28 protein-coding genes are annotated in these 24920 nt (G+C 59.4%); 14 read left to right on the forward strand and 14 right to left on the reverse strand.

What is annotated here, in order from left to right:
* Positions 1–30: 30 nt before the first annotated feature.
* From zur to AC1DXW_RS03295, 7 genes are all read left to right on the forward strand, one after another.
* A complete protein-coding gene (gene zur, locus AC1DXW_RS03265) occupies positions 31–513 on the forward strand; it encodes a zinc uptake transcriptional repressor Zur (RefSeq protein ID WP_477753426.1) in 483 nt (160 codons plus the stop codon).
* Positions 513–1298 (forward strand): zinc ABC transporter ATP-binding protein ZnuC, encoded by a 786-nt coding sequence (gene znuC, locus AC1DXW_RS03270; protein WP_116262474.1) that lies wholly within the window; start codon positions 513–515, stop codon positions 1296–1298. The genes zur and znuC overlap by 1 nt, the downstream gene beginning before the upstream one ends.
* The gene (znuB, locus tag AC1DXW_RS03275; protein WP_477753427.1) at positions 1291–2079 is read left to right on the forward strand and encodes a zinc ABC transporter permease subunit ZnuB; all 789 of its coding nucleotides are present in this window, start codon (positions 1291–1293) and stop codon (positions 2077–2079) included. Before znuC ends, znuB begins: the two co-directional genes overlap by 8 nt.
* 37 nt (positions 2080–2116) lie before the next feature.
* Positions 2117–2833 (forward strand): PA5502 family lipoprotein, encoded by a 717-nt coding sequence (locus AC1DXW_RS03280; protein WP_477753428.1) that lies wholly within the window; start codon positions 2117–2119, stop codon positions 2831–2833.
* 278 nt (positions 2834–3111) lie between these two features.
* Complete coding sequence (locus tag AC1DXW_RS03285; RefSeq protein WP_477753429.1) at positions 3112–4119, forward strand: methionine ABC transporter ATP-binding protein; 1008 nt, start codon at positions 3112–3114, stop codon at positions 4117–4119.
* A complete protein-coding gene (locus AC1DXW_RS03290; RefSeq protein WP_477753430.1) occupies positions 4119–4793 on the forward strand; it encodes a methionine ABC transporter permease in 675 nt (224 codons plus the stop codon). The genes AC1DXW_RS03285 and AC1DXW_RS03290 overlap by 1 nt, the downstream gene beginning before the upstream one ends.
* Positions 4794–4867: 74 nt before the next feature.
* The gene (locus tag AC1DXW_RS03295; protein WP_477759763.1) at positions 4868–5641 is read left to right on the forward strand and encodes a MetQ/NlpA family ABC transporter substrate-binding protein; all 774 of its coding nucleotides are present in this window, start codon (positions 4868–4870) and stop codon (positions 5639–5641) included.
* 174 nt (positions 5642–5815) lie between these two features.
* On the opposite strand, the gene AC1DXW_RS03300 is transcribed toward AC1DXW_RS03295, so the two are convergent.
* From AC1DXW_RS03300 to AC1DXW_RS03320, 5 genes are read right to left on the reverse strand one after another with little or no spacing between them, the layout of a single operon-like run.
* Positions 5816–6451 (reverse strand): SCO family protein, encoded by a 636-nt coding sequence (locus AC1DXW_RS03300; protein WP_477753432.1) that lies wholly within the window; start codon positions 6449–6451, stop codon positions 5816–5818.
* The gene (gene cyoE / locus AC1DXW_RS03305) at positions 6448–7347 is read right to left on the reverse strand and encodes a heme o synthase (protein WP_477753433.1); all 900 of its coding nucleotides are present in this window, start codon (positions 7345–7347) and stop codon (positions 6448–6450) included. The genes AC1DXW_RS03300 and cyoE overlap by 4 nt, the downstream gene beginning before the upstream one ends.
* Positions 7335–8408 carry a COX15/CtaA family protein gene (locus AC1DXW_RS03310; RefSeq protein ID WP_477753434.1) on the reverse strand — a complete coding sequence of 358 codons (1074 nt, stop codon included), beginning with the start codon at positions 8406–8408 and terminating at the stop codon, positions 7335–7337. Before AC1DXW_RS03310 ends, cyoE begins: the two co-directional genes overlap by 13 nt.
* 10 nt (positions 8409–8418) lie before the next feature.
* On the reverse strand, positions 8419–9012 hold the full coding sequence (locus tag AC1DXW_RS03315; protein WP_477753435.1) for a hypothetical protein: 594 nt from the start codon (positions 9010–9012) through the stop codon (positions 8419–8421).
* Complete coding sequence (locus AC1DXW_RS03320; RefSeq protein ID WP_477753456.1) at positions 8978–9718, reverse strand: SURF1 family protein; 741 nt, start codon at positions 9716–9718, stop codon at positions 8978–8980. Before AC1DXW_RS03320 ends, AC1DXW_RS03315 begins: the two co-directional genes overlap by 35 nt.
* 72 nt (positions 9719–9790) lie before the next feature.
* On the opposite strand from AC1DXW_RS03320, the gene AC1DXW_RS03325 reads away from it, so the two are divergent.
* On the forward strand, positions 9791–9994 hold the full coding sequence (locus tag AC1DXW_RS03325) for a twin transmembrane helix small protein (protein WP_223455081.1): 204 nt from the start codon (positions 9791–9793) through the stop codon (positions 9992–9994).
* 91 nt (positions 9995–10085) lie between these two features.
* Here AC1DXW_RS03325 and AC1DXW_RS03330 read toward each other — a convergent pair whose 3' ends face one another.
* The 4 genes from AC1DXW_RS03330 to coxB all read right to left on the reverse strand — a co-directional run bounded on the left by AC1DXW_RS03330 (position 10086) and on the right by coxB (position 14497).
* Positions 10086–10973: a cytochrome c oxidase subunit 3 gene (locus tag AC1DXW_RS03330; protein WP_477753436.1), complete on the reverse strand. Its 888-nt coding sequence runs from the start codon at positions 10971–10973 to the stop codon at positions 10086–10088.
* A 25-nt stretch (positions 10974–10998) separates the two neighbouring features.
* On the reverse strand, positions 10999–11550 hold the full coding sequence (locus AC1DXW_RS03335; RefSeq protein ID WP_477753437.1) for a cytochrome c oxidase assembly protein: 552 nt from the start codon (positions 11548–11550) through the stop codon (positions 10999–11001).
* Between the two features lie 138 nt (positions 11551–11688).
* Positions 11689–13287, reverse strand: coding sequence for a cytochrome c oxidase subunit I (gene ctaD / locus AC1DXW_RS03340; RefSeq protein ID WP_477753438.1), 1599 nt, complete (start codon positions 13285–13287; stop codon positions 11689–11691).
* An 82-nt stretch (positions 13288–13369) separates the two neighbouring features.
* Complete coding sequence (gene coxB / locus AC1DXW_RS03345; RefSeq protein WP_477753439.1) at positions 13370–14497, reverse strand: cytochrome c oxidase subunit II; 1128 nt, start codon at positions 14495–14497, stop codon at positions 13370–13372.
* A 370-nt stretch (positions 14498–14867) separates the two neighbouring features.
* Between coxB and AC1DXW_RS03350 the strand changes: the two genes are divergently transcribed.
* Complete coding sequence (locus AC1DXW_RS03350) at positions 14868–15518, forward strand: hypothetical protein (protein WP_477753440.1); 651 nt, start codon at positions 14868–14870, stop codon at positions 15516–15518.
* A gap of 120 nt (positions 15519–15638) precedes the next feature.
* Here the strand turns inward: AC1DXW_RS03350 and AC1DXW_RS03355 are convergent, their stop codons facing one another.
* The 3 genes from AC1DXW_RS03355 to AC1DXW_RS03365 all read right to left on the reverse strand — a co-directional run bounded on the left by AC1DXW_RS03355 (position 15639) and on the right by AC1DXW_RS03365 (position 19294).
* On the reverse strand, positions 15639–17168 hold the full coding sequence (locus AC1DXW_RS03355; protein ID WP_477753441.1) for a SulP family inorganic anion transporter: 1530 nt from the start codon (positions 17166–17168) through the stop codon (positions 15639–15641).
* Between the two features lie 90 nt (positions 17169–17258).
* Positions 17259–17990 (reverse strand): carbonic anhydrase, encoded by a 732-nt coding sequence (locus AC1DXW_RS03360; RefSeq protein WP_477753442.1) that lies wholly within the window; start codon positions 17988–17990, stop codon positions 17259–17261.
* Positions 17991–18235: 245 nt separating this feature from the next.
* Positions 18236–19294 carry a PA0069 family radical SAM protein gene (locus AC1DXW_RS03365; protein WP_477753443.1) on the reverse strand — a complete coding sequence of 353 codons (1059 nt, stop codon included), beginning with the start codon at positions 19292–19294 and terminating at the stop codon, positions 18236–18238.
* A gap of 219 nt (positions 19295–19513) precedes the next feature.
* Here AC1DXW_RS03365 and AC1DXW_RS03370 point away from each other — a divergent pair, with 219 nt between their 5' ends.
* The 3 genes from AC1DXW_RS03370 (at position 19514) to AC1DXW_RS03380 (ending at position 21204) form a co-directional block, all read left to right on the forward strand.
* A complete protein-coding gene (locus AC1DXW_RS03370) occupies positions 19514–19816 on the forward strand; it encodes a hypothetical protein (protein WP_056726732.1) in 303 nt (100 codons plus the stop codon).
* 85 nt (positions 19817–19901) lie between these two features.
* Positions 19902–20450 carry a hypothetical protein gene (locus AC1DXW_RS03375; RefSeq protein ID WP_477753444.1) on the forward strand — a complete coding sequence of 183 codons (549 nt, stop codon included), beginning with the start codon at positions 19902–19904 and terminating at the stop codon, positions 20448–20450.
* Positions 20451–20559: 109 nt separating this feature from the next.
* Positions 20560–21204: a phosphatase domain-containing protein gene (locus tag AC1DXW_RS03380; RefSeq protein ID WP_477753445.1), complete on the forward strand. Its 645-nt coding sequence runs from the start codon at positions 20560–20562 to the stop codon at positions 21202–21204.
* Between the two features lie 41 nt (positions 21205–21245).
* Here AC1DXW_RS03380 and AC1DXW_RS03385 read toward each other — a convergent pair whose 3' ends face one another.
* Together AC1DXW_RS03385 and prlC are read right to left on the reverse strand one after the other, a co-directional pair.
* Complete coding sequence (locus AC1DXW_RS03385; RefSeq protein ID WP_008018424.1) at positions 21246–21533, reverse strand: YheV family putative zinc ribbon protein; 288 nt, start codon at positions 21531–21533, stop codon at positions 21246–21248.
* On the reverse strand, positions 21530–23581 hold the full coding sequence (gene prlC, locus AC1DXW_RS03390) for an oligopeptidase A (protein WP_477753446.1): 2052 nt from the start codon (positions 23579–23581) through the stop codon (positions 21530–21532). The genes AC1DXW_RS03385 and prlC overlap by 4 nt, the downstream gene beginning before the upstream one ends.
* Before the next feature lie 88 nt (positions 23582–23669).
* On the opposite strand from prlC, the gene AC1DXW_RS03395 reads away from it, so the two are divergent.
* Entirely contained in the window at positions 23670–24215 is a 546-nt protein-coding gene (locus tag AC1DXW_RS03395; RefSeq protein WP_477753447.1) for a gamma carbonic anhydrase family protein, read from the forward strand.
* A gap of 26 nt (positions 24216–24241) precedes the next feature.
* Positions 24242–24892 (forward strand): HAD family hydrolase, encoded by a 651-nt coding sequence (locus AC1DXW_RS03400; RefSeq protein WP_477753448.1) that lies wholly within the window; start codon positions 24242–24244, stop codon positions 24890–24892.
* Positions 24893–24920: the final 28 nt, after the last annotated feature.

Consider the following 24920-nt stretch of genomic DNA (forward strand, 5'->3'; position numbering starts at 1 on the left):
TAACGTCTCTCACAAAACTCGTCGCCGCCCATGCTAAAAACACCGATCGCCAGCCGTCCCCACGACCACTCACATTGCGTTCACAGCGCTTTGTCCGAGGCCGATGCCCTGTGCGCACGTCAAGGCCTGCGCCTGACCGCGTTGCGCCGGCGAGTGCTGGAACTGGTGTGGCAAAGCCACAAGCCGCTGGGTGCCTACGACATTCTCGCGGTCCTCAGCGAGCAGGACGGTCGCCGTGCTGCGCCGCCGACGGTGTACCGCGCGCTGGATTTCCTGCTGGAAAACGGCCTGGTCCATCGGATCTCCTCGCTCAACGCCTTCATCGGCTGCAATCACCCGGAACATGCTCACCAGGGTCAGTTCCTGATCTGCCGTGGGTGCCACGCCGCCATCGAGCTCGAACAAAAATCCATCAGCGACGCGATCATCGCCAGCGCCAGGGATGTCGGGTTTATCGTCGAAAGCCAGACCGTTGAAGTGGTCGGTCTCTGCTCGGGTTGCCAGGGGGCTTGATGAGCAACGCGCTGATCCGTCTTGAGCAGGTTGCCGTCACGTTCGCCGGGCAACCGGTGCTGGACAACATCGAGCTGAGCGTCGAACCGGGGCAGATCGTTACCCTGATCGGCCCCAACGGCGCCGGCAAGACCACACTGGTGCGTGCCGTGCTCGGCCTGTTGAAACCGGACAGCGGCAGCGTATGGCGCAAGCCGAAACTGCGGGTCGGTTACATGCCGCAAAAACTTCACGTCGATCCAACCCTCCCGCTATCGGTCCTGCGATTCTTGCGCCTGGTGCCGGGCGTGGACCGTGCGATGGCCTTGGCGGCACTCAAGGAAGTCGGTGCCGAACAGGTGATCGACAGCCCGGTGCAAAGCGTTTCCGGTGGCGAAATGCAGCGCGTGTTGCTGGCCCGGGCCTTGTTGCGCGAGCCGGAACTGCTGGTGCTCGACGAGCCGGTGCAGGGTGTCGATGTGGCCGGCCAGGCTGAGTTGTACAGCCTGATCACCCGCCTGCGCGACCGTCACGGTTGCGGCGTGCTGATGGTCTCCCACGATTTGCATCTGGTGATGAGCACCACGGACCAGGTGGTTTGCCTTAATCGCCACGTCTGCTGTTCCGGCCATCCCGAGCAGGTCAGCGGCGATCCGGCTTTCGTCGAGCTGTTCGGAAAAAACGCACAAAGCCTGGCGATTTATCACCACCACCACGACCACGCCCACGACTTGCATGGCTCGGTGGTCAAGGCGCCCGCGTCGGGTAAACCCCATGTTCACGGAGATAGCTGCAAGCATGGCTGATTTTCTGCTCTACGCCCTGCTTGCAGGCCTGGCCCTGGCCGTCGTTGCAGGCCCGCTGGGGTCTTTCGTGGTCTGGCGGCGCATGGCCTATTTTGGCGACACCCTGTCCCACGCGGCATTGCTCGGTGTGGCCCTGGGCTTCCTGCTGGATGTCAGCCCGACCGTTGCCGTCACCGTCGGCTGCTTGCTGTTGGCAGTGTTGCTGGTGACATTGCAACAACGCCAGCCGCTGGCATCCGACACACTTTTGGGAATTCTCGCACCCAGCACGCTCTCTCTGGGCCTGGTGGTACTAAGCTTCATGCACGAAGTGCGGATCGACCTGATGGCCTATCTGTTCGGCGACCTGCTGGCGATCAGTCCGACCGATCTGGCCTGGATTCTTGGCGGTAGTGCTGCGGTACTGGTCTTGCTGGTTGCGTTGTGGCGCCCATTGCTGGCGATCACGGTGCATGAAGAACTGGCCCGGGTCGAAGGCCTGCCGGTGGCTGGATTGCGCCTGGCCCTGATGCTGTTGATCGCCGTAGTAATTGCCGTGGCGATGAAAATCGTCGGCGTGTTGCTGATCACTTCATTGCTGATCATCCCGGCGGCTGCGGCACAACGTCACGCCCGCTCGCCAGAGCAGATGGCACTGGGCGCGAGCCTGCTGGGCATACTCGCCGTGTGTGGCGGGCTGGCACTGTCCTGGTTCAAGGACACCCCCGCTGGCCCATCGATTGTGGTGGCAGCCGCCGCACTGTTTCTGCTGAGTTTTGTTCTGCCCCGTCGAGGGGTGTAGACTTGCTCGTTTTTTGCGCAAATAGAGAGTCGCAGGAATGAAGTCGTTCGCCTCCCGTTATCTGCTCCTTGTCGCATTTTCTTTGCTGCTGGGCGCCTGCCAAAGCACGCCATCGGAAGCCACCAAGGCCGCCGATGCACGGGCCACGGCCATCGTGCAGCTGGAGCAAAACATCGCCAGCGATGAACTGGCCACCGCCGAGGACCAATTGGCAGCCTTGCAGGCCGAATCGCCCAACGATGCTTCCCTTGAGCAATACCAGCGGCAACTGGCCGAAGCCTACCTGCGCCGCAGCCAGATCGTGCTGCAAAAGGGTGATGTGGATGCCGCCGCGACCGCCCTGAGCCGTGCCCGCGCGTTGATGCCCAAGGCTCCGGCACTGACCGGCGGAGTCAACGGCTCGATTGCCCAGGCGCGCAAGGCCGAGCTGGAAAAAGCCGAAGCCGCCCTCAAGGCTGCCGAAGCCAAGCCAAAAGCCAAGGTTATCGACCTGACGGCTGAAAGCACCACGATCGTGCTGAATATCAACGATATGGGCAAACTGCGTCGCCAACTGGATGCCATTGCCGCTGATGTGGTGAATTTTCAGTGCGACGTGAGCATTCAGGCTCCACGCACCAATGATTACCCTTGGCTGGCTAACTTGCTGACCAAACGGGTGAAGAAGCTCGATCCTGAGTTTGATCTGAAGCTTGAGCGGCAGATTTTGCGCAGTGTTCCGGCGCAGATGGTTCTTAGCCCTCGGAAACCCTGAAAAGCTTCGCGGGCAAGCCCGCGAAGGCATCCTTTCTGGCAATAAAAATGCTCAGGCCGAAATCGCCTTGGCCTTCGCATACCTCTCCCAAACCCGATGCCGACCAATCGCTGGAGTGAGCCTCTTCAGCCGTTCCTTTTTTCTGACCTTTGATCGCGTTATTTCCAAATGACAGGACAAATGCGAAATAAATGCTAAGAACCTCTATACGGACAGGCTAAAATGCGCGCCCGGCTAACCGCTGATCCTTTTCTAACGCGCCCCACAAGGTTCGCTACGTGATCGAGTTTCAAAACGTCCATAAAACCTACCGCATCGCCGGTAAGGAAATCCCCGCTCTGCATCCGACCAGTCTGACGATTGAGAACGGGCAGGTTTTCGGCTTGATCGGTCATTCCGGTGCAGGAAAAAGTACCCTGCTGCGTCTGATCAATCGCCTGGAAAACGCCAGTGGCGGCAAGATCACCGTCGACGGTGAAGAAGTCACCGCGCTCGACGCCAATGGCCTGCGCCGCTTCCGTCAGCAGGTCGGGATGATTTTCCAGCACTTCAACCTGCTGGCCTCCAAGACTGTCGCCGACAACGTCGCGCTGCCACTGACCCTGGCCGGCGAGCTGTCGCGCAGCGAGATCGACTCGCGCGTGGCCGAGCTGCTGGCGCGGGTCGGTTTGTCCGACCACGCGAAAAAGTACCCGGCGCAATTGTCCGGCGGACAAAAGCAGCGTGTCGGCATTGCCCGCGCCCTGGCGACCAAGCCAAAAATCCTGCTGTGCGATGAAGCCACCAGCGCCCTTGACCCGCAAACCACCGCATCGGTGTTGCAGTTGCTGGCCGAGATCAATCGCGAGCTGAAACTGACCATTGTGTTGATCACCCACGAGATGGACGTGATCCGTCGGGTTTGCGACCAGGTAGCCGTGATGGACGCCGGCGTGATCGTCGAGCAAGGCTCGGTGGCCGAGGTATTCCTGCATCCGAAGCACCCGACCACCAAGCGTTTCGTGCAGGAAGACGAGCAGATCGACGAAAGCGAGCAGCGTGACGACTTCGCTCACGTACCGGGGCGCATCCTGCGCCTAACCTTCCAGGGCGAAGCGACCTACGCGCCTCTGCTGGGCACTGTCGCCCGGGAAACCGGTGTGGACTACAGCATCCTGGCCGGTCGTATCGACCGCATCAAAGACATCCCTTACGGGCAACTGACCCTGGCCGTGACCGGCGGTGACATGGAAGCGGCCTTTGCCCGCTTCACCGCAGCCGACGTCCACATGGAGGTGCTGCGCTAATGGAAGCCCTGACAAGTTTCTTCGCCAATATCGACTGGTTCGAAATCTGGCTGGCCACCGGCGACACCCTGCTGATGCTCGGCGGTTCGCTGCTGTTCACCGTGCTGCTCGGCTTGCCCCTGGGAGTGCTGCTGTTCCTGTGCAGCCCGCGCCAGTTGCTGGAAGCCAAAGGCGTCTACGCGTTGTTGTCGCTGGTGGTGAACATCCTGCGTTCGCTGCCGTTCATCATCCTGTTGATTGTGATGATCCCGTTCACCGTGTTGATCACCGGCACGTCCCTGGGTGTCGCCGGTGCGATTCCGCCGCTGGTGGTGGGTGCCACGCCGTTCTTCGCCCGCCTGGTGGAAACCGCCCTGCGTGAAGTGGATCGCGGCATCATCGAAGCGACCCAGGCCATGGGCGCGACCACCCGACAGATCATCACCAACGCGTTGCTGCCGGAGGCTCGTCCGGGCATCTTCGCGGCGATTACGGTGACAGCAATTACACTGGTGTCCTACACGGCTATGGCCGGTGTCGTGGGTGCCGGTGGTCTGGGTGACCTGGCGATTCGCTTCGGATACCAGCGTTTCCAGACCGATGTGATGGTCGTGACGGTGGTGTTGCTGCTGGTACTGGTCCAGGTGCTGCAAACCGTCGGCGACAAACTGGTTGTGCATTTCTCCCGTAAATAAGACATGAGCCGGCCATTCGCTGGCAGGCGCCGGAAACCGGCGCCGCAAGCGGGCACCCACAAGGAGTTAGCTGAATGAAAAAACTACTCGTCGCCTTCGCTGCTGTTGCCGCATTCTCGGCCCACGCGGCCGACACCCTGACCGTCGCGGCTACTCCGGTTCCGCACGCCGAGATCCTCGAATTCGTGAAGCCGGCCCTGGCCAAAGAGGGCGTGGACCTGAAGGTCAAGGTATTCACCGACTACATCCAGCCGAACGTGCAGGTCGCGGAAAAGCGCCTGGACGCCAACTTCTTCCAGCACCAGCCGTACCTGGATGAGTTCAACAAGGCCAAGGGCACCCACCTGGTGTCGGTGGCGGGCGTGCACCTGGAGCCTCTGGGTGCTTACTCCAGCAAGTACAAGACCATTGCTGAACTGCCTGGCGGCGCCAACGTGGTGATCCCGAACGATGCGACCAACGGCGGCCGTGCGCTGTTGCTGATGGCCAAGGCCGGCCTGATCAAGTTGAAGGATTCGAACAACATCCTGTCGACCGTCAAGGACATCACCGAGAACACCAAGGACCTGAAAATCCGCGAACTGGAAGCCGCGACTATCCCGCGCGTGCTGACCCAGGTCGACCTGGCGCTGATCAACACCAACTACGCGCTGGAAGCCAAGCTCGATCCGTCCAAGGACGCGCTGTTCATCGAAGGCAGCGACTCGCCTTACGTGAACATTCTGGTGGCTCGTCCGGACGACAAGGACAGCGAAGCGATGAAGAAACTGGTGGCTGCCCTGCACAGCCCGGAAGTGAAGGCTTTCATTCTCGAGAAGTACAAAGGCGCGGTGGTGCCGGCGTTCTGACCGACTGCTTGCAACGAAAAGGGGGCGCATCGAATGCGCCCCTTTTTTGTGCCGAAACACAGCCCTCCTGTGGGAGCGAGCTTGCTCGCGATGGGGCCGTCACATCCAACATAGATGTTGAATGTCAGTCCGCCATCGCGAGCAAGCTCGCTCCCACAGGGTTTGGTGGTGTTTTCAGTTGCGTTTGAGCATCACCGGCAACTGCGCCACCAGCTTCGCATTGTTCAACGGCGCCCGAATAAACCCGCGCTGGGTGCCGTCCGGCCCGATCACCGCGAGGTTGCCGCTGTGGTCAACGGTGTAGTTCGGCTTGCTGGTGTCCGCCGGAATGAACGGAATGCTCACCGCGTTGGCGATCTTTTGCAGCTCTTCGGTCGACACTGGGGTCAGGCCGATGAACTGTGGGTCAAAGTAACCCAGGTACTGCTTGAGCTGCTTGGGCGTATCGCGATTGGGGTCGATGCTGACCAGCACGATTTGCAGTTTATCCACCGCTTCTGGCGGCAACTCGCTCTTGATCTGTCGCAGCTGGGCGAGGGTGGTCGGGCAGATGTCCGGGCAGAAGGTGTAGCCGAAGAACAGCAGGCTCCACTTGCCTTTCAATTCATTGATCGCGACCGGCTGGCCGTCCTGATTGGTCATCGTCACGTCCGGCAGATTACGGCTCTGCGGCAGCAAAATGATGCCGGCGTCGATCAGCGCTGTAGGATCGCCCTGATTCTTCCCGGATAGCACCTTGTTGACGGTCAGGCCCAGGATCAGTGCGACCAGGGCAACGAGAATGAAGACGGTTTTCTGGGTTCGAGTCATAGGTTCAACAGTAAGTAGTGGTCTACGAGCAGGGCGATAAACAGCAAGAACAAGTAGTAAATAGAGTACTTGAACGTGTTGATCGCCGCGTGCGGCCGAGTGCCACGGTACAACACCACGGCCCATTGCAGAAATCGCGCACCCAGCCCGAGCGCACACGCCAGGTACAGAATACCGCTCATGTGGATCACGTAAGGCATCAGGCTGACAGCGAGCAACGCGAAGGTATACAGCAGGATATGAATCTTGGTGTAGTGCACGCCATGGGTGACCGGCAGCATCGGGATGTCGGCCTTGGCGTATTCCTCCTTGCGATGGATCGCCAGTGCCCAGAAGTGCGGCGGGGTCCAGGCGAAGATGATCAGCACCAGCAGCAGCGGTTCGGCGCTGACGTGGCCGGTGGCGGCGGTCCAGCCGAGCAACGGCGGGGCGGCGCCGGCCAGACCACCGATGACGATGTTCTGCGGGGTCGCGCGCTTGAGGAATCCGGTGTAGATCACCGCGTAGCCGAGCAACGAGGCGAGGGTCAGCCACGCAGTCAGCGGGTTGGTAAACGCCAGCAGCAGGGCTTGTCCGAGGAGCGCCAATACCAGCGCGAACGTCAGCGCGGCGGCCGGCGAAACCCGGCCTTCGGCGAGCGGCCGTTTGTGGGTGCGCGCCATGATCGCATCGATGCGCCGGTCCACCACATGATTGACCGCCGCCGCGCCACCGGCACACAAAGCGATGCCCAGGTTGCCGAAAATCAGCACCGTCCACGGCACGCCGGCACGGGTCGCGAGGAACATCCCCACCAGTGAAGTGATGAGCATCAGCACCACGACTTTGGGTTTGGTCAGCTCCAGGTAGTCACGCCAGATCGCCTGACTGGGACGTTCGCCGATCAGAATCGCCATGGCATCTCTCCTTTTATTGTTATGGGCCCGGCTGAGTGTTTACGTGGGCTGAAGTGCCAGCGCATTGGCTGTTTGACCCGGACCAGACTGGTTCTGGCGTGGTAATTGACCAGCACCATGGTTAGCAACAGCGCCGCGCCGCCCGCGTTATGCGCGACGGCCACTGGCAGCGGCAGATGGAACAGCACGTTGCTGATGCCCAGTGTGATTTGTGCACCAAGGGCAATCAGCACCAGACCTGCCAGGCGCGTCATGCCGACAACCTTCAATTGCCAGGCCAGACCGAGCAACACCAGGGTGACCAGCAATGCACCGATGCGATGGGTCAGGTGAATGGCCGTACGGGCATCGCTGTCCAGTTGCCCGCCGAGATAGTTCGGACCGATGTGTTGGGTCAGGTGAAAGCCATTGGCGAAGTCGGCAGGTGGCAGCCATTGGCCGTGGCAAGTAGGAAAGTCGATACAGGCCACGGCGGCGTAATTGGAACTGACCCAACCACCGAGGGCGATTTGCCCGATCACCAGCAGCAGTCCGGCAGTCGCCCAGTGCTGCAGACGTCGCGGCACGGTCAGCGCCGGCAATACGCCGGACAGGCGCAAGGTCAACAGAAACAACAGGCTCAAGGTCGCGAAACCGCCAAGCAAATGCCCGGTGACCACCTGCGGCCAAAGTTTGAGCGTTACCGTCCACATGCCGAACGCGGCCTGGCCAAAAACCACCGCCAACAGAAACAACGGCAACTTCACCGGTTGCCCCGGATGGCGGCGATGCAACCACGCACGACCGGCCAACACCGTGATCAATATCCCCAGCGTGCCGGCGAAGTAGCGGTGGATCATCTCGTTCCAGCCCTTGTGGGCCTCGACTGGAGTGTCCGGAAAATGCAATTCGGCATGGGCCAGCTGGGCTTCGCTTTTCGGCACGCTGATGAAGCCGTAGCAGCCGGGCCAGTCCGGGCAGCCGAGGCCGGCGTGGGTCAGGCGGGTGTAGGCGCCGAGCAACACCACAATCAGTGCCAGCAAGGTGGCAAACAACGCGAGGCGAAATCCAGGTTTGGCCATGACGATGCCCTTATCCGATATTCGACAGTTTCAGCAGGTGACGCAGGTCGTTGAGCAGGTCCTTGCCCTTCACCGACGGGTCGTAGCGCAGCACCAGATTGCCGTGGGGGTCGATGATCCACAGGTTCGGCGCATCACTGCTCTGAGCGCCTTTTGTATAGGCAGGCAAGTCCAGTGAATAGCGTTGCAACTGCGGGTACTCGCGTTGAAGTTTAGTCTCGTAATCGCTGTTCAGCGTCTGCGTGGCGGCCAATGCATGGCTGGCGCGGGACGCATCGCGGCCGAGGCCGATCTGGATCTGCCGCGCCAGATACACCAGTTGCTGGCAGTCCACCGCGCAATCCTTGGGCGCCGTCACCAGCATCTGCCAGCGATCTTCCTGGGCCTGCACGCCGATATCGGCGCGGGTCTGGCCGTTGCCGATCAGTTCGCCGTGATAACTGCGGCCCTCGGGCACCCAGAAATTCAGCTTGTACATGCCGGTGGCGAGGATCATAGGACCGATCACCCCGAGCAAAATCAACAGCAGTTGCATGCGGCCCTTGCGCCGGTTCACCGAAGGTTTCGCCTCAGACATGCTGGGTGGATTCATGGCCGCTCCCATGGTGTTTCTCCTTTGCATTGTGCCAGCCGAGATAGAGATAAAGACCGAACAGGGCGATCGCCATGGCGAACCACTGCACGGCATAAGCGATGTGTTTTTCCGGGCCCATGGCTACCACCGGCCAGTCGGCCTGATAGGTGGCGGGGCCGGTTTCGGCGCGTAGCTCAAAGGCAAAGCCTTCGCGGTTCAGTACTGTCCAGAGTTTGTTTGGCTCAACAGCCGTAATCAGCTTCGGCCATGTCGACGTTGTGGGATCTGCGTGCAATTGGAACGTCGCACCGGGGGAGACGTAGACCCACGCGTCGAGGCTGACCGCTTCGGTGGGTGTCTTGAATTGGGGTGGCGTGCGGCGCTCCGGCCACGGCAGCCAGCCGCGATTGACCAGCAGCCAGAGCCCGCTGGCCTGATCGTGAAACGGTTGCAACAGCTCGACACCAACCCTGCCGTTGCGTTGACTGTTGTCCAGCAGCAGGCTGTGTTCGACATCGAACTGGCCGTGCAGGCGAACCCGGCGGAAGGCCGGGTCTGTAGTGTGTTGCAGTTCGGTGCTGGCCATCGGCTCGGCGACACGGCGCTCGGCGTAGGTTTGCAGCAGCGCGCTTTTCTCCGCGCCCCGGCTCAACTGCCAGAACCCCAGGGACACCAGCAGCGGCAGCAACAGCGCCACCACAAGCGTTGGCACGATACCCGGCCGAAAGCACTTCATGGCATAGCCAGAAAGTCTGGTCATCGCGATAGCTATACTCAAATGCATCGCTTGTCCCCCCGGAGTCTCACCATGCTCAAAGCAGCCATCGTCCTGATGCTGATTGCCACGGTTGTCAGCCTGTTCAGCGGCCTGTTTTTTCTGGTCAAGGACGACAGCCGCTCAAACCGCCTCGTCATTGCCTTGAGTGTGCGAGTGACGCTGGCCGCCCTTACCCTCGGTCTGATCGCCTGGGGGTTTTTCAGCGGCCAACTGGTCTCCCATGTCCCCTGGTAGCTGTAGGAGCGAGCTTGCTCGCGAAGGTGTGTCAGACACTTTGATTTCGACTGATACACCTTCGCGAGCAAGCTCGCTCCTACAAGCTGCTTTAGAGCACATAGACGAAAACGAACAGCCCGATCCACACCACATCCACGAAGTGCCAGTACCAGCTCGCCGCTTCGAAGCCGAACTGGTGCTCGCTGTCGAAGTGCCCGCGCATGATCCGCATCAGCATCACGAACAGGATGATGGTGCCAATGGTCACGTGGGCGCCGTGGAACCCGGTGAGCATGAAGAATGTCGCACCGTAGATGCCCGAGCCCAGGGTCAGGCCCAGCTCGCGGTAGGCGTGCATGTACTCTTCGGCCTGGAACGTGAGGAACCCACAGCCCAGCAACACGGTGAACGCCAACCATAGCTTCAGTGCGCCGCGATGGCCCTTTTTCAAGGCATGGTGGGCGATGGTCACGGTCACGCTGGAGCTCACCAGCAACACGGTGTTGAGCAGTGGCAGGCCCCAGGGGCTGATGACTTCCTTGGGCGGCGGAAACAATTTCGAGTCGGGGTTGTTCAGCAACGGCCAGACGAACTCGAAGTTCGGCCACAGCATATGCGCGATGCCTTTGGCGCCTTCACCGCCGAGCGCCGGCCCGGAGATGTGACGCACATAAAACAGCGCGCCGAAAAAGGCGATGAAGAACATCACCTCCGAGAAAATGAACCAGCTCATGCCCCAACGGAATGAGCGATCCATCTGCGCGCTGTACAAGCCGCCGCGGCTTTCTTTGATGACCGTGCCGAACCAGCCGAACAGCATGTAGGCCAGCAGCAACCCGCCGACGAAAAAGATCAGTGGCCCGTGGGATTCCGGGCGCGCCGCTTTCAGATCGTTGAACCAGGTGGCCAGGCCGTACACGGTGGTGACCATGCCGAGCGTGGCGATGATCGGCCATTTGCTCTGGGCGGGAACGTAATAATGTTCATGAGTTGCCATTTATTGTTCTCCTTATCGGGCACGCTCAGCCGCCAGTGTTTACAGCTACCGGTGGATGTCGGGCGGTGATATCGAACAGCGTGTAAGACAGCGTCAGGTGCTTCACATCCTTGGGCATGTCACGGTCAACGATGAAACGCACCGGCATCTCGATCCGTTGACCGGGCTGCAGCACTTGCTGGGTAAAGCAGAAACATTCGGTCTTGTGGAAGTACGCTGCCGCGGTGCTCGGCGCAATGCTCGGCACGGCCTGGGCACTCATCGGCTTATCGGTGGGGTTGTGGGCGATGAAGATCATTTCGTTCACCGCCCCGGGGTTGGCTGTCAGTTCATCGTGCTTGGGATAGAAGTCCCAGGGCATATCGGCAGTGTTGGTCGACAGAAACTGCACACGCACCTGCCGCGAGGTGTCGACCGTCTGCTCACCCTCGTACTGCCCGCCGGTCTTGCCATTAATGCCAAAGGCCTTGCACATCACGTCGTAGATCGGCACCAGTGCAAACCCGAACACAAACATCGCAATCACCACGGTCAGCAGGCGCGTGACCAGTTTCCTCAACGAAATCGAGTCAGCCATGGTTTCCAGCCTCCACCGTGCCCCTTGTAGGAGCGAGCTTGCTCGCGATGGGCGTAAACGAAAACGCATGCTGTCTGGAAAAACGCGTCGCTTTCACATTCATCGCGAGCGAGCTCGCTCCTACAGGGGCCAAGGTATTCATTTCACTTCCGGCGGCGTGGTGAAGGTGTGATACGGCGCCGGTGACGGGATGCTCCACTCCAGGCCTTCAGCCCCGTCCCACGGTTTGGCCGGTGCTGGCGGACCGCCGCGAATGGTCTTGATCACGATGAACAGGAAGAAGATCTGCGTGGCGCCGAACATGAATGCACCGATCGACGACACCATGTTGAAGTCGGCGAATTGCAGGTTGTAGTCCGGAATCCGTCGCGGCATCCCCGCCAGCCCCACGAAGTGCATCGGGAAGAAGGCCATGTTCATGCCAATGAACGACAGCCAGAAATGCAGCTTGCCGAGGGTTTCGTCGTACATGTGGCCGGTCCATTTCGGCATCCAGTAGTAGGCCGAGGCGAAGATCCCGAAGATCGCCCCCGGCACCAGTACGTAGTGGAAGTGCGCAACCACGAAGTAGGTGTCCTGGTACTGGAAGTCCGCCGGGGCGATGGCCAGCATCAACCCGGAGAACCCGCCGATGGAGAACAGGATCACGAACGCCACGGCAAACAGCATCGGCGTCTCGAACGTCAGCGAGCCTTGCCACATGGTGCTGGCCCAGTTGAACACCTTCACGCCCGTTGGCACCGCAATCAGCAGTGTGGCGTACATGAAGAACAGCTCGCCCACCAGCGGAATGCCGACCACGAACATGTGGTGCGCCCAGACGATGAACGACAGGAACGCGATACTCGCCGTGGCGTAGACCATCGAGGTGTAGCCGAACAATGGCTTGCGCGAAAAAGCCGGAATGATCGAGCTGACGGCACCGAAGGCCGGCAGGATCATGATGTACACCTCGGGGTGACCGAAAAACCAGAACACATGCTGGAACAGCACCGGGTCACCGCCACCGGCGGCGCTGAAGAAGCTGGTGCCGAAATGGATGTCCATCAGCATCATGGTCACGCAGCCCGCCAGTACCGGCATCACCGCAATCAACAGGAACGCGGTGATCAGCCAGGTCCAGACGAACAGCGGCATTTTCATCAACGTCATGCCGGGGGCGCGCAGGTTTAGGATGGTCGCGATCACGTTGATCGCCCCCATGATCGAACTGATCCCCATCAAGTGAATGGCGAAAATGAAGAAGGTCACGCTTTCCGGCGCGTAGGTCGTCGACAGCGGTGCATAGAAGGTCCAACCGAAGTTCGGCCCGCCGCCGGCGGTGAACAGGGTCGATACCAGCAGCAGGAACGCTGCCGGCAACAGCCAGAAGCTGAAGTTGTTCATCCGCGGCAGGGCCATGTCCGGCGCGCCGATCATCAGCGGGATCATCCAGTTGGCGAGGCCGACGAAAGCCGGCATCACTGCACCGAAGACCATCACCAGACCGTGCATGGTGGTCATCTGGTTGAAGAACTCCGGCTGGACGATTTGCAGTCCCGGCTGGAACAGCTCGGCACGGATCACCATGGCGAACGAGCCGCCAAGCAGGAACATGGAGAATGCAAACCACAGGTACAGCGTGCCAATGTCCTTGTGGTTGGTGGTCAGCACCCAGCGCATCAAGCCTTTGGCTGGGCCGTGGGCGTGGTCGGTGGCGGTGGCGGTATGAACATGTTCATCGATTACAGCAGTCATGTCCTGTCTCCTGCAAACAGATGGGCTGGGCAGGCCGGGGTGCATAGCCCCGACCGGTTCCGTACGTGCGCAATAGACCGGGTCATTTGCTTTCCGCCTGTTTCAGCTCCAGTACTTCTTTAGGCGTGACCATGTCGCCCTTGTTGTTGCCCCAGGCATTACGTTCATAGGTCACGACTGCCGCGATATCGACTTCCGAGAGTTGCTTGCCGAACGCCGCCATGGCGGTGCCGGGCTTGCCGTGGAAGACCAGGCTCAGGTGAGCCTCTTTTGGCCCGGTGGCGATTTTCGAGCCCTTGAGCGCCGGGAACATCGGCGGCAGGCCCTGGCCTTCGGCCTGGTGACAGGCCACGCAGGTGGTGTGATAGACCTTGTCGCCGCGATCCTTGAGTTCATCGAGCGTCCATTCCTTGCTGGTCAGCTCTTTGAGCTGCGCGGCCTCGACCTTGCGATCGGCCAGCCATTTTTCGTAATCGGCCTTTTCCTTGACCTCGACCACCGTCGGCATGAAGCCGTGATCCTTGCCGCACAACTCGGCGCACTGGCCACGGTAGATGCCGGGCTTGTCGATGCGGGTCCAGGCCTCATTGACGAACCCGGGAATCGCATCGCGCTTGACCGCGAAAGCCGGCACCCACCAGGAGTGGATCACGTCGGCGGAGGTCACCAGGAAGCGCACCTTGGTGCCGACCGGCAGCACCAATGGCTTGTCGACTTCAAGCAGGTAGTGCTCGCTCTTGGTTTCCTTGTTGTGGATTTGATCCTGGGGGGTGGTCAGGTTGCTGAAGAACTCGACGTCCTGGCCCAGGTATTTGTAATGCCACTTCCACTGGTAGCCGGTGATCTGTATATCGATCTCCGGCTCGCTGGCGTCGTACATCTTGATCAGGGTTGCGGTAGCGGGAACCGCCATGGCCACCAGGATCAGGAAGGGCACGATGGTCCAGAGGATTTCGACGGTGGTGCTTTCATGAAATTTGGCGGCCACCTGCCCGGTCGAGCGGCGGTGGAGAATCATCGACCAGAACATGGCACCAAAAACGATGATGCCGATCACCACACAGATCCAGAAAATGGTCATGTGCAGGTCGAATACTGCGTGACTGATTTCAGTCGCTCCAGGCGCCATATTCACAGTCCAGGCCGCTTGCGCCTGACTGAAAATCGACCACAACAGGAGGCCCATCCAGACATGTGGATGTCGCATCATTGCGGGTTCCCCTTATCGTTCTTGTTATCCCGCCGGCTTTCACCTGCGGCAAGGGAGCGGCTGCATCAGACTACGAACTTGAATCGCCGGGCCTTGCTGCACATGCAGTCGGGCGTCATCAGCTAGCTCCATTCCAACCCGAGTATAGACAGCACCTCTGACCTCGCAATGCGAAGGCGTAAATCATCTGAGACAGCATTAACTTGCTTTGCAAGGCACGAATGGAGAAGGATGCAGACGAGTGGTGGCTAATCGATATAACGGGGCCGTCTCAAGGATGAAATAATTATGACAAATGCGTCTTAGCATTTTTCATAAGCCAGCTAAGTTATGTCTTCCCTATTTCATTGCCTTGTTTCCTGGAGTTTTCATGAACACCGCCGCATTGCGCGAGCAGATCCAAAAAGCCCAACAACATGAAGCCGAGACCGGCCTGCTGACGCGTCAGCTGGAAAGTAAACTGCCTCATCTACACCCGGCGATCCAGTTGCCGGAGACCGATACCAACGGCGTACTGACGCGATTTGTCGCCGCCTACATCGAAGAAGTGCCTGATCTGCTGGATGCAGCCAATGAAGTCGCCAGGGAAGCGGGCATTGAGTCACAGATCAAACCGGTGCTGGAAATCGCCGAGCAGTACTTCCTCCAGCCGCCAGCCATCATGGACGGCCACGTCGGGCTCGACAGCCTGCTGGATGAAGCCTATCTGGCGCACCGGTTTGTCGAAGAGGTGAACGACCTGTACATCAAGCATTTCGGCCAGCCACTGATCCCCTTGGACATGACTGTCGCCAACCTGATTGCTCACCAATTGATCGGTGAGGAGTTTGCCAACCAACTGGACGAAGTAGTGCATCACGCCATCGACGAGATGCTCAATGACGAAAGCTTCGCGCTGGAGTCGGTGGAAGCCTACCGTGAAAAGCTCAACAGCCCGGACACCGGCGCCGCGTGGAAACGCTGGCCGTGCATGTCCCGCCGTTTGGGTGTGGGCCTGGAACTGGATCAGCCGGCAGCTTGATCCAGAGCTCAACACAGTACCTGTAGGAGCGAGCCTGCTCGCGATTCAGTCGACGCGGTTTGTCAGGCAGACCGCGTTATCGTTCATCGCAAGCAGGCTCGCTCCCACAAAGGACTGTCGTTAAACCACTGTCGAACCGACGCCGGTATTCGTCCGCACCCGCCCCTCGAGCCTGCGCTTCAACCCCCGCGATTCAATCAACAGCTTCGAACCCTTGGCCGCATTCGCCCGCCCCCATTCCTCCAGCAGTTCCAGACACGAGTGATCGATGTAGCTCAAATTGTTGAGTGGCACATGCACTGTTGTGCCCGGCGCAATGCTGCCCAGCACCTGGGTCAGCGCCGGCACTTTGAGGAAGGTCGCCGCGCCCACCAGGCGCAATTCCATTTGCCCTTCCTGAGGCAGGTCGATCAGGCTGATTTTCAAGCGCGAGGCTTTAAGCGCCAGCTTCACCAGCGTCAGACCGAAGCCAATCAACACGCCAGTCAGCAGGTCCGTGAAAACGATGGCGAGCGCGGTTGCCGCGTAAGTGAACATCGGCGCCCGACCATATCGGCCCAAACCACGGAAGACCTTGAGATCCACCAGTTTGAAACCGGTGTACACCAGCACGCCCGCCAGGCTCGCCACCGGAATGCTTTGCAGCACGCTGGACAGCAACAGCACGAACGCCAACAACCACAGGCCGTGGAAAATGGTCGAAAACCGCGTGGTTGCTCCGGCCTGAACGTTCGCCGAGCTGCGCACGATAACGCCGGTCATCGGCAACGCCCCTAGCAGGCCACACAGCATGTTGCCGACACCTTGCGCCGACAATTCCCGGTCGAAGTCCGAGCGCTGACCACTGTGCATGCGATCAACCGCGGCGGCTGAGAGCAAGGTTTCGGCGCTGGCGATGAATGCCACGGCAAACGCCGCGATCAGCAAGGTCGGATCAGCCAGGTTGAGCAGATCCGCTGGCTTCAGCCAGTCGATGGCCTCCGTCAGGTTGGCCGGCACCTCAACCCGTTTGACCTGCAATGCCAACACCAGGCTGGCAAGCGTGGCCAGACCGACGCCGAGTAGCGCGCCGGGAATGAAGCGCAGGGATTGCGGACGGAATTTCTCCCACAGCCACATGACGGCGATCGTCGACAAACCGAGTAAACCGGCTTGCCAGCCAAACGTGGGCAACGCCTGAGCTAGCGCTGCCGGGAAAGCTGCCAGGTTATCCAGGCCCGAGGGCTTGGGCACGGCATCAAGCATTACATGCACCTGAGACAGCACGATCAACACGCCAATCCCGGCCAGCATGCCGTACACCACCGCAGGCGCCGTCACCCGAAACCAGCAGCCCAGCTTCAATCGGCCAGCAACCAGTTGCAGCAAACCCGCCAGCAACAGAATCGGCCCGAGCATGGCGATGCCATGCTGGCGGACCAACTCGAATACCAGAACGGCCAGGCCCGCCGCCGGGCCGCTGACTTGCAGTGGCGAACCGGCCAACCAGCCGACCACCAGACCACCGATGATGCCGGTGATCAGACCCTTGGCCGGCGGCAGCCCCGAGGCAATCGCGATGCCCATGCACAGGGGCAGGGCGACCAGAAAAACAACCACCGAAGCCAGCAGCTCCCGTGGCAGAACAGCTTTGAGTCGAGCAGCACGCATGGTGAATCTCCCGAAGTTTTCTTCAGGCATGGCAAAGCCAGGCTGCCTGAACGGCAGCCTCGGATGAACCACACAACGATTTAGGAGGGTTTAGAAGCGCGCTTTGGGCGTCGCCACAGGAATCGGCAGGCTGCCATTGAGCGGCAGGAAACAGCCTCGATCGGCGTCGTACGCTTTGATTTCGCTGGTTTCGATGTTGTAGACCCAGCCGTGGATAAACAGCTGACCGTTGGCCATGCGCGAGGCCACCGACGGATGGGTGCGCAGATGCTGCAATTGGGCGATCACGTTCTCTTCGGTGAGGATGTGCATGCTTTCGCTTTCGCTGGAGCAGTTGCAGTTCTCCTGCACCATGGTTTTGGCCACTTCGGCATGACGCAGCCAGGCTTTGACCGTGGGCATTTTTTCCAGACTGTCCGGGTTGAGCACCGCACGCATCGCGCCGCAGTCGGAATGCCCGCAAATGATGATGTGATGCACGCCGAGGGCCAGCACGGCGTACTCGATAGCCGTGGAAACACCGCCGTTCATTTGCCCGTAAGGCGGCACAACATTGCCGACGTTGCGAGTCACGAACAGATCGCCTGGGGAGCTTTGAGTGATTAATTCAGGAACAATGCGCGAATCGGCGCAGGCAATGAACATCGCTCGCGGCCGCTGGGCCGTGGCGAGTTTCTTGAAGAGCTCTTCCTGCTGGGGAAAGACCTCATGATGAAAATGCAAAAAGCCGTCAACGATGTGCTGCAACGCTGCATCGGCGGTTTCCGTCTCGGGTTGGGCTGAAGCCGACGCAGCCAACGGCTGTTTATCCTTGTCACTCATCAATTCATCCTCATTGGCGGGCTCAGGGAGTCATCCCGTGTGTTCCGGGGGTGATGCCAGTGGCTGGTTAAAAAACATCCAGGCCAAACATCTCGACCCATCAGTCACTCGATGAACAAGGTAGCGGCCGAATCTTAATTGAAACTGAATAAAACGCTCTAGGACGCGTGTTCCAGGTCACAAAAAACGTGACCAGCCTAAGGCGTGAGCGCGATCTTCAGTACTCAACCATAGGCCAATTGTCCTCAAATCAACGACATTTGGCGACCGGGCGGACAAAAGGCTTCGCAGTCCAGATTGAACCCCTCCCGGTGATTGAGCCCCAGCCGTTTGATCGCTTTGGCAAAGCGCTGCGCCAGCAGGTCCGCAAACGGGCCTTCACCGCGCATCCGCGCACCAAAGCGGCTGTCATAAAGCTCGCCGCCACGGCTCTGGCGAATCAGGCTCAGCACATGCGCCGCCCGTTGAGGGTAGTGGGCCGCCAGCCATTCCTCGAACAGGGGCGCCACTTCAAGTGGCAAGCGCAGCATCATGTAAGCGGCGCTCTGTGCCCCGACCGCATGGGCCTCGGTGAGCAGGTTTTCGAGTTCGCTGTCGTTGATCATCGGAATCATCGGTGAACACAGCACGCCCACCGGGATGCCTGCATCGCGCATGACCCTGATCGCCCGCAACCGGGCCTTGGGCGCTGCGGCGCGCGGTTCGAGGATGCGCTTGAGTTCGTCGTCCAGGGTGGTCAGGCTGATCATTACCGCAACCAGTCTTTGGCTGGCAAGCTCGGTCAGCAAGTCCAGGTCGCGAAGAATCAGCGATCCCTTGGTAACGATGGTTACCGGATGGCGGTAGCGCAGCAACACTTCGAGGGTTCGGCGGGTGATTTGGTATTCACGCTCAATCGGTTGATACGGGTCGGTGTTGGAACCCAGATTGATCGGTGCGCATTGATAACCACGTTTGGACAGTTGCTCTTCCAGCACATCCACGGCATTGGTCTTGGCGATCAGTTTCGTCTCGAAATCCTGCCCCGGCGACATGTCCCAATAGGCGTGACTGGGGCGCGCATAGCAATAAATGCAACCGTGCTCGCAGCCGCGATAGGGATTGATCGAGCGATCGAAGGGCAAGTCCGGCGACGTGTTGCGGGTAATGATGGTTTTCGCCGTTTCGATGCGCACCTCGGTGCCCTGTGTGAGCGGTACTTCCTGGTACCAGCCGTCGTCCTCAACCACCGAATGGCTGGGGGCAAAACGGTTGTGCGGGTTGGTTGCGGTGCCGCGGCCGCGAGGGGGTAGTGAAGTGGTCATCGACGGACCCTCTTGACTGTATATTCATACAGTACACGAAAGCGTCGCTAGCGCCCAGTACCGTTCGGCCTGCGATTCGATGGCAGATCGCTCAGCTGATAATTAACACGCCAGCCGCAAACTAACGAAACATATAGCGCGTGGCTGAATTCAATACCAAATCGTATATTCACCTCTCCTGCAACGCCACCTACACCTAACCAATAAAAGGATTTATTGATGTCTTTTTTTAATCAGCGCGGTATCTTCCTCCAACTGATGCAACCGAGCCTTTCGGAGCCCAATACAGTTGTTTCTCTGCAACTGGCACGCAAGGAACTAAGCTGGGATGCCGATAACGAAAAGCAAGTTGAAGCACTGGTGGATTCGGTTTTTTTCAATGCCGTTTCCTCTGACGGCGGTAATTCTTTCAGCATCAGGGTCGTTGGAAAGGATGTAGACGGTGACGGTGACGTCGATGCCGACGACAAAGCCAAGCTACAGGCGCTGGCAAAGGCTTATGCCAGTATCGTCAATCCCTGAGCCCTGACTTTTCAATCACTGGAAAGCGCTATTGCCGAATGCATGCGGGCTCCCGCATGCATTCCAGGCAGCCACGAGGATAAAAATGTCCACGCCCATAAAAACCGGTGCTTATCTACAACAAATAAAAACGCCGGAAGATGTGCAGGTAGTTATCAAGCTAATAAGGGCAGGCGAGTATCTGAACAAAACAATGGGGCAGTTCGCTGATGCTCTCGCGACTGCTCCATCCGTGACACTCCATATAAAAGACGACGGTAAAACTTTAAAGCTCGATTTTGACCCGTGGTCCGACATTAATGTTACCCCAGACAATAGTATCGACGAAAAGGACAATGCAGCTCTTACGGAGCTTGCACTCGCTTTTTATCATCAACAAATAATTGCTCCTGAGGGCATAGCGTATCTTTATCGTCTTCCCGCTGAACCACCCGAGCTTCGAGTAGATGTTGAGGTCTTCGACATTGATGAAGAGGATCACCAACTGTATAGCCTCGGTGTGTACGAGACCAAATCTGCGGACTCCGGCTCGCCTTTTGAAGGAAGTGAGCGCAACCCTGAAACTGGACAGGTGTTTGACTATGGGACCGCACTGAACGAGTTGCTCAAAACATTCATCAAACTGAAACTGTAACCCGAGCGCGGACTTCACGATTCTTTGACGGTCCGCTCACAGGCCTTTGACCGTGCATGACTAATCCTTGCCACCATCTTCCCGTCCCTTTCTGAACGGTCGCTCAAGCATGCCTTTACCACGTTTTTTATCTGCAATATGCCTGTCGCTGGTCGCACTCGTTAACCTGACATCGGCACTTGCTGACGACAGTGTGATGCACCGTCCGGCAGACTGGGCTCAACCGGTAGAGAAGCAATACAACCTCTTCCAGATGTCGCCGACGCTCTATCGCAGCGCCTTGCCGGACAAGGGGGCGGTGCCGCTGCTGGAGACACTCAAGGTCGGGACGGTGATCAACTTCCTGCCTGAAGCGGACTCCAGTTGGTTGTCTACGCCAGGCATCACTCAAGTACAACTGCCTTATCGCACCAACCATGTGGATGACGCCGATGTACTCAAGGCCTTGCGCGCCATCAAGTCTGCCGAAGCCAAAGGCCCGGTGCTGATGCATTGCAAACACGGCTCCGACCGTACCGGCCTGATGGCAGCCATGTACCGGGTTGTCATCCAGGGCTGGACCAAGGAAGAGGCCCTGAACGAAATGACCCAGGGCGGCTTTGGTGACAGTACCCACTTCAAGGACGGCATCCGCTACATGATGCAGGCCGACGTCGAAAAACTGCGCACGGCCCTGGCCAATGGCGATTGCAGCACCAGCCCGTTCGCCACGTGCTCGATGAAGAGCTGGTTCAAGTCCGCCCATATTGAATAAAAAAAGCCCCCGTTGCATGGCGCAAGGGGGCTTTTTTTCACTCAGTGCTGTTCGTCCGGCTTTTTCTTCAGTTTCGGGTTCGGGAAGAACTGAACCGCCTGAACCTTGGTGTCGGCTGGTTTGAGTGCGCTGGTATTAACCCGCGTACCCAACTCCTTGGGCACCGATAGCCCTTGTTCATTGAGCGTGTCGGAGTAACCGCAGGCCACGCACTCACGGTGCGGGACCTGGTCTTCATTCCACATCATCAATTTGTCCGGCTCGCTGCATGCCGGGCAGACCGCCCCGGCGATAAAGCGTTTTTTCGTAATCACAGGTCCCTCACTCATGCTGCTGCGCCCTCACTCAGGCCGCTGTGGCGCAAGAGTGCGTCAATCGATGGCTCACGGCCACGGAAGTCGACGAACAACACCATAGGCTCCTGGGAACCGCCGCGTGCCAGGATCGCTTCACGGAAGGCGCGACCGGTGTCGGCATTGAGCACACCTTCTTCTTCGAACTTCGAGAACGCATCGGCCGACAGCACTTCAGCCCATTTGTAGCTGTAATAACCCGCGGCATAACCACCGGCGAAGATATGCGCAAAGCTGTTGGGGAAACGGTTGTAGGCCGGTGGTCGCATCACCGAAACCTCGTCGCGCACGCCTTCGAGCACTTGCAGCACGCTGCGGCCGTCGCCGTGGGTGGCGTGCAGTTCGAAGTCGAACAGCGAGAACTCCAGTTGGCGCACCATCATCAGGCCGGACTGGAAGTTTTTCGCCGCGAGCATTTTCTGCAGCAGGTCCTGCGGCAGTGGTTCGCCGGTTTCATAATGACCGGAAATCAGCGCCAGACCTTCCGGCTCCCAGCACCAGTTTTCCATGAACTGGCTTGGCAGTTCGACCGCATCCCAGGCCACGCCGTTGATGCCGGACACGCCAGCATGCTCGACGCGGGTCAGCAGATGATGCAGGCCGTGACCGAATTCATGGAACAGGGTGGTGACTTCGTCATGGGTCAGCAGCGCAGGCTTGCCGCTGTCGGCCGGGGTGAAGTTGCACACCAGGTTCGCCACCGGGCTTTGCAGCACGCCGCCAGCCGTGCGGCGACGGTCGCGGGCGCCATCCATCCAGGCACCGCCGCGCTTGTTGGCGCGAGCGTACAGGTCGAAGAAGAAGCGACCGACGTGCTGGCCGTTTTCCTTGATTTCAAACAGGCGGACATCCGGGTGCCAGGTGTCGAAGCCTTTGAGCTCGGCGATTTCGATGCCGTACAGGCGCTGAACAATGGCAAATAGACCACTCAACACCTTGTCGATCGGGAAGTAGGCGCGCAGGGCTTCCTGGGCCACGCTGTAACGCTGCTCACGGAGTTTTTCACCGTAGAAACCGCTGTCCCAACTCTGCAGATCCGGGCAGCCTTGTTCGGCGGCGTAAGCCTTGAGCTGCTCCAGATCCTGGGCGGCGAACGGCTTGCTGCGCTTGGCCAGATCGCGCAGGAAACTCAGTACCTGATCGCTGGATTCGGCCATTTTGGTCGCCAGGCTCAGCTCGGAGAAACTGCTGAAACCCAAGAGTTTTGCCAGTTCCTGACGCAGGTCGAGGATTTCTTCCATGACCGGGCCGTTATCGTTCTGGCCGGCATTCGGGCCTTGGTCCGACGCACGGGTGCAGTACGCCGCGTAAACTTCTTCACGCAATGCGCGGTCCTGGGCGTAGGTCATCACCGCGTAATAGCTCGGGAATTCCAGCGTGATCAGCCAGCCATCCAGGTCCTTCGCCTGGGCCGCGGCGGCCATTTGCGCCTTGGCGGAATCCGTCAGGCCGGCGAGGGCGGCTTCATCGGTGATGTGTTTCGTCCACGCCTGAGTGGCGTCGAGTAACTGGTTGGAGAAACGGCTGCCCAGCTCGGACAGCTTGCTTTGCACTTCGGCGTAACGCTTCTGCTCGGCTTCCGGCAGGTCGATACCCGACAGACGGAAGTCACGCAGGGAGTGTTCCAGGATAGTTTTCTGCGCCACCTCGAAACCGGCCGCTTCCGGGCTACTGGCCAGGGCTTCGAAGGCCTGGAACAGTTCGCGGTTCTGGCCCAGCTCGGTGGAGTAGGCGCTCAAGGCCGGCAGGCACGACTCGTAGGCTTCACGCAGTTCGGCGCTGTTGCACACGGCATTGAGGTGGCTGACCGGGCTCCAGGCGGCGCCCAGGCGATCGTTGAGCTCGTCCATCGCCAGCACCAGGCCGGCCCACGTTGGCTGTTTGGCCTGGGTCTTGAGGATCTCGACGATGGCGGCACGGTTGTCAGCCAGGATCTGTTCAATGGCCGGTTGTACGTGTTCGGCGCGGATGGCGGAGAACGGCGGCAGGTCGTAGGACTGCAAAAGAGGGTTGTTCACGCTCACGGTTGATACCTTGGCTGGAGAAACATGCAGTCATCTTAATTACAATCGACGCTCACCGCAGCTATCAGCAACAGAGAGAAACCCTATCGTGAACCTTCGCAAGTATCAGAACCACACGCCACTGCTGGGTAAAGGCGCTTTTGTCGACGGCTCGGCGGTGGTGATCGGCGACGTTGAAATTGGCGAAGACAGCTCCATCTGGCCGCTGACAGTGATTCGTGGCGACATGCACCGCATCCGCATCGGCGCGCGCACCAGCGTGCAGGATGGCTGCGTGTTGCACATCACCCACGCCGGGCCGTTCAACCCGGATGGCTTTCCATTGCTGATCGGCGATGACGTGACCATCGCCCACAAGGTCATGCTGCATGGTTGTTCGGTAGGCAGCCGAGTGTTGATCGGCATGGGCAGCATCGTCATGGACGGCGCGGTCGTCGACGATGATGTGATCATCGGTGCCGGCAGCCTGGTGCCGCCGGGCAAGCATTTGCAAAGCGGCTTCCTGTATGTGGGCAGCCCGGTGAAGCAGATCCGCCCGCTGACCGACAAGGAGCGCGCCTTTTTCACCTACAGCGCAGCGAACTACGTGAAGCTCAAGGACCTGCATCTGGCCGAAGGTTACGACCAGCTTTGACCCGGCACTCTTATTCAGGATTCAACATGCATTACCAAACCGTTTTGTTCGACCTCGATGGCACCCTGACCGACCCACGCGAAGGCATCACCCGCTCTATTCAATTTGCCTTGAGCAAACTAGGGATCGAAGAGCCGGACCTGAGCAAGCTCGAACACTTCATTGGCCCGCCGCTGTTGCAGGCGTTCATGCAGTTCTACGATTTCGACGAGCCGAAGGCGTGGGAGGCGGTGAATTTCTACCGCGAGCGCTTCAAGGTCACCGGACTCTACGAAAACCGGGTGTTCGATGGTGTCACGCCGTTGCTGGAAACCCTGAGCGGGCAAGGCCGACAGCTGTATATTGCGACCTCGAAGCCGTGGGTGTTCGCCCGGGAAATCGCCCGGCATTTCGACTTTGCCAAACACTTCAAGGTGATTTACGGCAGCGAACTGGATGGCACCCGGACCAACAAGGTCGAGCTGATTGCTCACCTGATGGCCGAAGAAAACCTGGACCCGGCCAACACCCTGATGATCGGCGACCGCAAGCACGACCTGATCGGCGCACGCAGCAACGGGCTGGACGCGGCAGCGGTGGGTTACGGGTTCGGCAGCCACGAAGAGTTGAGCGCCGAAGCGCCGGCGTATCATTTTGAAACGCTGGTTGAACTGCATCAGGCGTTTTTGCAGAGCTGATACGGCCGACACAAATCAACTGTGGGAG

The organism is Pseudomonas sp. P4_C4 (genome assembly GCF_056402055.1).

Excerpts from the sequence above, each read along its gene's own strand:
- zur (WP_477753426.1), top strand. The coding sequence starts at position 31 with ATGCTAAAAACACCGATCGCCAGCCGTCCCCACGACCACTCACATTGC.
- znuC (WP_116262474.1), top strand. The coding sequence starts at position 513 with ATGAGCAACGCGCTGATCCGTCTTGAGCAGGTTGCCGTCACGTTCGCC.
- znuB (WP_477753427.1), top strand. The coding sequence starts at position 1,291 with ATGGCTGATTTTCTGCTCTACGCCCTGCTTGCAGGCCTGGCCCTGGCC.
- AC1DXW_RS03280 (WP_477753428.1), top strand. The coding sequence starts at position 2,117 with ATGAAGTCGTTCGCCTCCCGTTATCTGCTCCTTGTCGCATTTTCTTTG.
- AC1DXW_RS03290 (WP_477753430.1), top strand. The coding sequence starts at position 4,119 with ATGGAAGCCCTGACAAGTTTCTTCGCCAATATCGACTGGTTCGAAATC.
- AC1DXW_RS03295 (WP_477759763.1), top strand. The coding sequence starts at position 4,868 with ATGAAAAAACTACTCGTCGCCTTCGCTGCTGTTGCCGCATTCTCGGCC.
- AC1DXW_RS03300 (WP_477753432.1), bottom strand. The coding sequence starts at position 6,451 with ATGACTCGAACCCAGAAAACCGTCTTCATTCTCGTTGCCCTGGTCGCA.
- cyoE (WP_477753433.1), bottom strand. The coding sequence starts at position 7,347 with ATGGCGATTCTGATCGGCGAACGTCCCAGTCAGGCGATCTGGCGTGAC.
- AC1DXW_RS03310 (WP_477753434.1), bottom strand. The coding sequence starts at position 8,408 with ATGGCCAAACCTGGATTTCGCCTCGCGTTGTTTGCCACCTTGCTGGCA.
- AC1DXW_RS03315 (WP_477753435.1), bottom strand. The coding sequence starts at position 9,012 with ATGGGAGCGGCCATGAATCCACCCAGCATGTCTGAGGCGAAACCTTCG.
- AC1DXW_RS03320 (WP_477753456.1), bottom strand. The coding sequence starts at position 9,718 with ATGAAGTGCTTTCGGCCGGGTATCGTGCCAACGCTTGTGGTGGCGCTG.
- AC1DXW_RS03325 (WP_223455081.1), top strand. The coding sequence starts at position 9,791 with ATGCTCAAAGCAGCCATCGTCCTGATGCTGATTGCCACGGTTGTCAGC.
- AC1DXW_RS03330 (WP_477753436.1), bottom strand. The coding sequence starts at position 10,973 with ATGGCAACTCATGAACATTATTACGTTCCCGCCCAGAGCAAATGGCCG.
- AC1DXW_RS03335 (WP_477753437.1), bottom strand. The coding sequence starts at position 11,550 with ATGGCTGACTCGATTTCGTTGAGGAAACTGGTCACGCGCCTGCTGACC.
- ctaD (WP_477753438.1), bottom strand. The coding sequence starts at position 13,287 with ATGACTGCTGTAATCGATGAACATGTTCATACCGCCACCGCCACCGAC.
- coxB (WP_477753439.1), bottom strand. The coding sequence starts at position 14,497 with ATGATGCGACATCCACATGTCTGGATGGGCCTCCTGTTGTGGTCGATT.
- AC1DXW_RS03350 (WP_477753440.1), top strand. The coding sequence starts at position 14,868 with ATGAACACCGCCGCATTGCGCGAGCAGATCCAAAAAGCCCAACAACAT.
- AC1DXW_RS03355 (WP_477753441.1), bottom strand. The coding sequence starts at position 17,168 with ATGCGTGCTGCTCGACTCAAAGCTGTTCTGCCACGGGAGCTGCTGGCT.
- AC1DXW_RS03360 (WP_477753442.1), bottom strand. The coding sequence starts at position 17,990 with ATGAGTGACAAGGATAAACAGCCGTTGGCTGCGTCGGCTTCAGCCCAA.
- AC1DXW_RS03365 (WP_477753443.1), bottom strand. The coding sequence starts at position 19,294 with ATGACCACTTCACTACCCCCTCGCGGCCGCGGCACCGCAACCAACCCG.
- AC1DXW_RS03370 (WP_056726732.1), top strand. The coding sequence starts at position 19,514 with ATGTCTTTTTTTAATCAGCGCGGTATCTTCCTCCAACTGATGCAACCG.
- AC1DXW_RS03375 (WP_477753444.1), top strand. The coding sequence starts at position 19,902 with ATGTCCACGCCCATAAAAACCGGTGCTTATCTACAACAAATAAAAACG.
- AC1DXW_RS03380 (WP_477753445.1), top strand. The coding sequence starts at position 20,560 with ATGCCTTTACCACGTTTTTTATCTGCAATATGCCTGTCGCTGGTCGCA.
- AC1DXW_RS03385 (WP_008018424.1), bottom strand. The coding sequence starts at position 21,533 with ATGAGTGAGGGACCTGTGATTACGAAAAAACGCTTTATCGCCGGGGCG.
- AC1DXW_RS03400 (WP_477753448.1), top strand. The coding sequence starts at position 24,242 with ATGCATTACCAAACCGTTTTGTTCGACCTCGATGGCACCCTGACCGAC.